The 7038-nt window shown below is 66.7% G+C and carries 6 protein-coding genes; 2 read left to right on the top strand and 4 right to left on the bottom strand.

Going from position 1 to position 7038, the window contains the following annotated elements:
- The 4 genes from ELR45_RS16075 to ELR45_RS16090 all read right to left on the bottom strand — a co-directional run.
- Positions 1 to 1352: ABC transporter substrate-binding protein (locus tag ELR45_RS16075; protein WP_165367821.1), on the bottom strand; the 1352-nt coding region annotated here is incomplete at its 3' end.
- 72 nt (positions 1353 to 1424) lie between these two features.
- Positions 1425 to 2318 (bottom strand): carbohydrate ABC transporter permease, encoded by an 894-nt coding sequence (locus ELR45_RS16080; protein ID WP_420813890.1) that lies wholly within the window; start codon positions 2316 to 2318, stop codon positions 1425 to 1427.
- An 89-nt stretch (positions 2319 to 2407) separates the two neighbouring features.
- Entirely contained in the window at positions 2408 to 3409 is a 1002-nt protein-coding gene (locus ELR45_RS16085; protein WP_205856693.1) for a carbohydrate ABC transporter permease, read from the bottom strand.
- Positions 3410 to 3673: 264 nt separating this feature from the next.
- The gene (locus tag ELR45_RS16090; RefSeq protein ID WP_129667303.1) at positions 3674 to 4489 is read right to left on the bottom strand and encodes a DeoR/GlpR family DNA-binding transcription regulator; all 816 of its coding nucleotides are present in this window, start codon (positions 4487 to 4489) and stop codon (positions 3674 to 3676) included.
- A 220-nt stretch (positions 4490 to 4709) separates the two neighbouring features.
- Between ELR45_RS16090 and ELR45_RS16095 the strand changes: the two genes are divergently transcribed.
- Entirely contained in the window at positions 4710 to 6263 is a 1554-nt protein-coding gene (locus ELR45_RS16095; protein WP_205856694.1) for an FGGY-family carbohydrate kinase, read from the top strand.
- Positions 6264 to 6265: 2 nt separating this feature from the next.
- Positions 6266 to 6949: a histidine phosphatase family protein gene (locus tag ELR45_RS16100; RefSeq protein WP_129667304.1), complete on the top strand. Its 684-nt coding sequence runs from the start codon at positions 6266 to 6268 to the stop codon at positions 6947 to 6949.
- The last annotated feature ends 89 nt before the right edge of the window (positions 6950 to 7038 follow it).

Raw genomic sequence — 7038 nt, forward strand, 5'->3', positions numbered from 1 at the left:
CTGAAGACAGTCTGGACGTCCTCGTTGCCGTTGCTGTAGATCCGCTGCACGCCGTCGATGATCAGGTCTGTCCCGTTCGGGAGGTAGGACCGGATCGCGTCGCTCTCCCGGGCCTCGGGCAGCTGCTCGACCGCGACGCTGAAGTTCGGGTCCTCCTCCAGCGTCGCCGCCAGCTCGGGCTCGTCGACGGCGCCGTGGACGATCGGCAGGTATCCGGTGGCGACCGTCCACCTCGCCGAGTTCTCCGGCCGGCCGAGGAACTTCAGCAGCTCGAACGAAGCGTCCTTGCGCTCTTGAGCCGCACCCTTGAGGATGGAGAACCCATTGCCGCCGGTCGGAACGCCCTGGTCCACCTCCCTCGGGAGGAACGCCGTGCCGACCTCGAACTCGGCGCTCTCGTAGACGCCGCCCAGGGCACCGGTCGAGGAGGTCATGGTGGCGACCACGCCGGCACCGAAGTCGGTGCCCGCGCTCTGCGCCATGTACGCCAAGTCGTCCTCGAAGATGAAGCGCTGATGCCATTCCCCGGCCTCCACCGCGCCGCCGCTGTCGATCGTCACCTCCAGCCCTTCGGAGAGCGTCCCGCCGAACTGCCAGGTCGCGGCCATGAAGTACCAGTCGTCGGCCCCGTTGAAGGCGTACGTCTTCAACGGCTGGCCCTCTACGGTCAGCTGCGACAGCTCAGCGCCCCACTCGCGCAGCTCGGTCCACGTCTCCGGGCCGCGGTCGGGCAGGCCGGCCTCGGCGAACAGGTCCTTGTTGTAGTAGAACAGGGGCGTGCTTCGGCCGAACGAGAGCCAGTAGAGGTCGTCGCCCACCAGTCCTTCGTCGTACAGCACGTCGACGTAGTTGTCCCGGTTGATCTCGTCGTCGAGGTAGTCGGTCAGTGGCTCCAGCACGTCGTTGAGGAGGTAGCGGCCCCAGAACGTGTCGGCCAGCATGACGACGTCGGGGATCTCACCGGCCTGCAGAGCGGCCGTCAGCTTCGACGACGACTCGTGGTAGTCGCCCTGGAACTGGACCTCGGCGTAGATGTCTTCCTGCGAGTCGTTGAACTCCTTGACGAGCTCGTCCAGCGTCTCGCCGCCGACGCCGCCCACGGCGCTCCACATGACGATGTTGATGTCACGTCCGCTGTAGGCGTCGGGCGGGTTGATGTCGACCTGCCCCATGCCGCCGCCCTCGTCGTCGTCATCGTTGACCCCGCCCGCGCAGGAGCTAAGAATCGGGATGCCGACGCCGGCCGCCGTCGCCATGCCGAGGAAGTCACGCCTGCTCGGCTGGTAGAGCGCGCCTCGCCGCCGCGCCCTGTCGCGTGCTACGGCCTGCTGTGCTCGGGTGCGATACCGCATCGTTCAGCACGTCCTTTCGTTGGAGAAGTTGGAGAAGGTTGAGGGAGTGAGTCGTCGTGGTGGGCCGGGTGGTCAGCCTTTGACCGCCCCGCCGGTCAGGCCCCGTGCGATCTGGCGCTGGGCGAAGAGGAAGAGGATCAGCATCGGGAGCGCCACCATGACCGTGCCGGCCATGATCGCGCCCCAGTTCGAGTAGCCTTCGGTGGTCCTGAGGTAGAGCAGACCGATGGGCAGGGTCCGCATCTCGACCGTGTTCGTGACGATCAGCGGCCAGATGAAGTCGTTCCACATGTCGACGACGGCAATGATGCCGACGGTGACCAGCATCGGCTTGCACATCGGCAGGACGACCTGCCACATGATGCGCATATGCCCGGCGCCGTCGACCCGGGCGGCTTCGACGATGTCACCCGGCAGCGTGAGCATGTACTGCCTCAGCAGGAACATGCCGAAGATCGAGCCTGCGCTGGGGATGATCAAGCCGAGATAGGTGTTGACCCAGCCGAGGTTCGACACGGTGATGTAGTTGACGATCAGGGTGACGTTGTTCGGCACCATCAGGGCCCCGAGCATCACCAGGAAGATGAGGTTCTTGAACGGGAACCGGAGGAAGACGAACGCGTATGCCGTGAGCGTGGCGTTAACCAGCTTGATGAGGGCGCCGCTTGCGGTGACGATCAGTGAGTTGGTGAAGAAGTTCGCGAAAGGCGCGGCGTTCCACGCCTCGGAGAAGTTCTCCAGGTGCGCGCTGCTGGGCAGCCAGTTCGGTGGGAAGCTGTAGATCTCGCTGGGCTCTTTCAGCGCTGAGGAGAACAGCCAGTAGAGCGGGCCGACGAACAGCAAGGCCACGAACCCGAGCGCGACGTAGAGCAGGACGCGCTGCATCATCGGGGCATCGTTGGCTCCGCGGCTCTTCTGACGCCGGCCGGCCGCCGCCTCGCCGCTCACCTTCTCGGTCACGCTCATCGTCTCTGGTCGCGCTCGACTTCTCTCTCGCTGCGCGGACGGCGCTCGTTCCTCGCGCCGGCCACTCCGCTCGCTCGGTGTCTCGCCGCTCATCGGTAGTGCACCCTCCGCTGGACGAACTTGGTCTGCAGCCCGGTGACGATGAGCAGGATGACGAAGAGGATCATGGCTCCGGCGGCACCACGGCCGGCGTCGGACGCCTGGAAGCCCTGCTCGTAGATGTACCAGGACAATGTCGTCGTGGCGTTGCCCGGACCGCCGCCGGTCATCACGGCGATCATGTCGTACGCCTGGAACGTCCCGATGATGGTGATCACCATGACGAAGAACGTCACGGGGGACAGCAGCGGCAGCGTGATCCGGCGGAAGATCGTCCATGAGCCGGCACCGTCGAGCTTGGCCGCTTCGTAGAGGTCCTCCGGCATGCTCTGCAACCCGGCGAGGTAGACGATGGCGATGAACCCGACGCCCTTCCACAGGTAGACGATGATCAGGCTGATCAGCGCCCAGTCGCTGTCGGTGACCCAACGGGGCGACGCGACGCCGAACGGGTCCAGGACGACGCGGGAGAGGCCGTAGTTCGGGTCGAAGACGAACAGCCAGAGGGTGGCCACGGCCGCGCCGCTGACGATGTGCGGCGCGAACGCCGCCGTGCGTACCACTCCGCGGCCCTTGATCTTCTGGTTGAACAGCACGGCCAGCGCCAGCCCGAGCACGACGCTGCCGATCACCACCGTGCCGGTGAAGAACAGCGTGTTGAGCATGACCTGCTGGAAGCTGGAGCTGGTGAGCAGGTGCTCGTAGTTGTCGAGCCCCACCCAGCGGGGCGCGCCGGAGAGCATGTTCCATCGGGTCAGGCTCAGGTAGGCGTTGTAGATCACCGGCCAGTACTCGAAGGTGCCGATGAGCAGCAGGTTCGGTGAGAGAAGGAACAGGAAGAGCAGGTGCTCCTTGCGATGACGGCGCCAGCTGCGTCGCCGTCGACCGGCCAGGTCGGGCCGTGCGCCGGGTCCGGCCGCAGAGCCCGAGCCGGACGTGGCCCCCGTGCCCGAAGACGGTGGGGCGGCCGCCGGTGCGGTGCGAGATGCCACCGAGATGCCTCCCGAGGTGTGTGGATGAGCGTCCGCTGCGGTGCCTGTGCGAAGGACCGTAACAGATTTAACACAAAGAACGATAGACTTAACTTCAAATAGGAGATGAACGGCGTTCATCGATCAGATGCCGTCGTCGGCGACAGTGCGTCAGCTTGGGACGCGGCATGCCCGACGACGGTCTCGCAGAAGTCCCATGATCATCGAGGAAAACTGGGGTGTCCACACGCTGGATCCTCGATGATCATGGGCCAGGACGGCACATCAACGTGGCGGGGCGACGACGACGGTGGTCTGCTCCCGCAGATCCGCGACGAGCCGGTCGTCCACGCCCTCGTTGATGACGAGGCGATGGAATTCCGAGGTCGGCGCCAGTCGGTGCAAGGCTGTGCGCTCGAGCTTGGTCGGATCCATCAGGAGCACGCGGCGCTGGCCGGCCTGCATCATCGCGCGCTTGATCGTCACGATGTCGGGCTCCTGGTGGTAGGTTGTCGACGCCGTCATCGCCGAGGTGCTCAGGAAGACGATGTCCACCGTCAGCGCGGCGACGGCCTCGATGGCACTCATGCCGAGGAACGCGTCGTGTGTGGTGTTGTAGTCCCCGCCGACTCCGATCAGATGGATGTCTTGCATGCTGCGCAGGACCTGCATGGCCGGCAGGTAGTTCGTCACCACCGTCAGCGGTCCCAGTCCGAGGTCTCCGAGCTTGCGTGCGAGGAAGAGGTTGGTGGTGGAGGTGTCGATCATGATCGACATCCCAGGCTCGATGAGCCCGAGCGCTGCGTTCGCCAGCGCTTCCTTCTCTGCTGTCTGCACCCGGAGCCGGTACTCGGAGCTACTCTCGAAGACCGTGGAGGGCTGTGCCGACACCCCGCCGTGGAACTTGCGGACGACACCTTGGCGCGCGAGTTCGTCCAGGTCACGGTGGACTGTCATGAGGCTGGCGCCGGTCAGTTCGGTCAGTTCGGTCACTGTCGCCACGCCGTTGGCGACGACGTGCGCGACGATGGCCTGCTGTCTCGACTCACGTGCCTGGGTCCGCCGCGATGGCGGGCCGTTCCGGCCGGCGGAGGATGTCATGGCATTAGGGTGCCATCTCAAGTTGACGGATGACCGGTCACGACGCCGGATTTGCTTGGCACTGAGGTCGGAGGGTCCCGGGACAGAGAGACGCTCGGCGTTGCATCTCGTGGCAAGCTATGGGAGATTCACCGTCTGTTGGTGTAGGTTTAACAGTCAGTTGTGTTATACGAACCATCTCGAATTGTTAAATGACCGTCACCGATCTGTAGGAGGGTGAGTGGAGGCGACCGACACGGATGCCGTCTGGGTGGGGATCGACCTGGGGACCCAGAGCGTCCGGACCGTGATCGCCGACGACCGGGGCCGGGTGCTCGGTCTGGGCTCGGCGCCGCTGGACAGCAGACGTGTGGGCACGGCGGTACGGCAGCACGAGCAGGACCCGCACCAGTGGTGGGACGCGGCCGGGGTGGCATCTCGGCAGGCGTTCGCGGAGCTCCGCAAAGGCACATTCACCTGGCGGACCGGCGGCTCGGGCATCGGTGCGCGCCGAACCGAGAAGGTCGGCGGCGTCGCCATCTGCAGCACGTCGGGCACTGTCCTGCTGGCTGATGACCGGGGCGCTCCGCTGACCCCGGCGCTGATGTACGACGACGCCCGCGCCGCCGACGAGCTCACCAGGATCCATGACCGGGCCGACGTGCCGGGGAGTTCGGCCATCCAGCTCTCCTGGGCGCTACCGAAGATCGGGTGGCTGCTGCGGCACCACACCATCACCGGACGCTCCACCATCCACGCCGCGCACAGCGCCGACACCATCGCCGCCTCACTGGTCGGCCACCGTGTCAGCACCGACACCAGTCATGCGCTGAAGTCCGGGTACGACGTCGTCGGTGACCGCTGGAACAGCACGCTCACCGATGCCGCCGGGATCGACATATCGATGCTGCCGGACGTCGTGCGTCCCGGCACGGTGCTGGGCGCAGTCACGCCTTCCGCGGCCGCACACACGGGTATTCCGCACGGCACGCCGGTCGTCGCCGGGATGACGGACGGGTGCGCCGCTCAGATCGCCGCCGGTGCGCTCGCCCCGGGGGCGTGGAACTCCGTGCTCGGCACCACCCTCGTCCTCAAAGGTGTCACCGAGAAGCTGGTCGACGATCCCGACGGCGCCGTCTACAGCCATCGTCATCCAGACGGTGGATGGCTGCCGGGCGGCGCGTCGAACGTCGGGGCCGGCATGGTCGCCGAGGAATTCGGTGAGCATGACCTGGATGCACTCGCGTCGGCGGCGCGTGCTCACGAACCGGCCGGCGCGGTGATCTACCCGCTGACCGCTCACGGTGAGCGGTTCCCGTTCGTCCGTCCGGACGCGGAGCGGTTCGAGGTCGGCAATCTCCGGGGGCCAGCCGATCGCTACGCTGCGATCCTGCAGGGGGTGGCATTCGTCGAACGGCTGTGCTTCGAGCGACTGGCCGCCATCGGCGCGGACATCTCGGGCCAGATCAGCGTCACCGGCGGTGCGACGCGCAGCGACTACTGGAACCAGCTGCGTGCCGACGTGCTCGGCCGCCGGCTCGTGCTGCCGGCCACCGCCGAGCCGTCGTTCGGGATGGCGGTCCTGGCGTCCGCGCGGCAGGACAGCGTCGCCGCCCGTGCGGCGCGGATGGTCTCCCGGCGTGGCGTCGTCGAGCCTCGGCCCGACGGAGGCGAACGTCTGGCCTCGGGCTATGAGCGTTTCATCGCTGAGCTCGCCGCGCGCGGATACATCTCGGAGACGTTCACCACGGGCGGGAAAGTACACGCCACGACGATTCGGGGCACCGACGAATGAGCATGCACACACCGACCACCGCGACAGCCGATGGGACATCCGCCACGACATCGAGCGAGACATCGAACGGGTCATCCACTGTGGTCACACTCGCCCGGCACGGGCGCACTCCATGGCACAAGGGCAACCGCTACACCGGGTCCAGTGATGTGCCGATCGACGAGATAGGACGGAACCAGGCCGAGTCGCTGGCGGCGTGGGCCCGGGACGCGAAACCGGACCTGCTGTATGCGTCGACAATGCTCCGTGCCCGGCAGACCGCTGCGCCGGTAGCGGAGGCGCTGGGCCTGCAGGTCCAAACCGATGAGCGGATGTGCGAGCTCGACTTCGGCGAGATGGAAGGTCGCACCCTGGCCGAGCTGCGCGAGGAGAACCCGCGTGCCGTGGAGCTTTTCGAACAGGACGCCGCCGCCCATCACCTGCCCGGCGGTGAGCACCCGGAGGCCGCGGCCGACCGGGCGACGGCCGCACTGTCCGACATCGTCGCCCGGCACCAGGGCCGGGACATCCTCCTGGTCTGCCACAACACGTTGATCAGGCTCGTGGTCTGCCGTTACCTGGGCATCCCGCTCGGTGCGTACCGCACAATCCTGCGGGGCATCGACCCCGTCGCCACGACGCGCTTCTCCTTCCGTCCGGACGGCACGGTGATGCTCGACTACTACAACCGGCCCACCCATGGTTGATGAGCAGCTCGGCGTGCGGAGCGCGCGGACGGACCGGCAGACCCGGATAGCGGAGCACGTGCTCCGCGAGGGCTCCGTGTCGGCCAGCC

The sequence above is a fragment of the Phytoactinopolyspora endophytica genome (genome assembly GCF_004138495.1).
Taxonomy (GTDB): Bacteria; Actinomycetota; Actinomycetes; order Jiangellales; family Jiangellaceae; genus Phytoactinopolyspora; species Phytoactinopolyspora endophytica.

Excerpts from the sequence above, each read along its gene's own strand:
- ELR45_RS16080 (WP_420813890.1), bottom strand. The coding sequence starts at position 2,318 with ATGAGCGTGACCGAGAAGGTGAGCGGCGAGGCGGCGGCCGGCCGGCGT.
- ELR45_RS16090 (WP_129667303.1), bottom strand. The coding sequence starts at position 4,489 with ATGACATCCTCCGCCGGCCGGAACGGCCCGCCATCGCGGCGGACCCAG.
- ELR45_RS16100 (WP_129667304.1), top strand. The coding sequence starts at position 6,266 with ATGCACACACCGACCACCGCGACAGCCGATGGGACATCCGCCACGACA.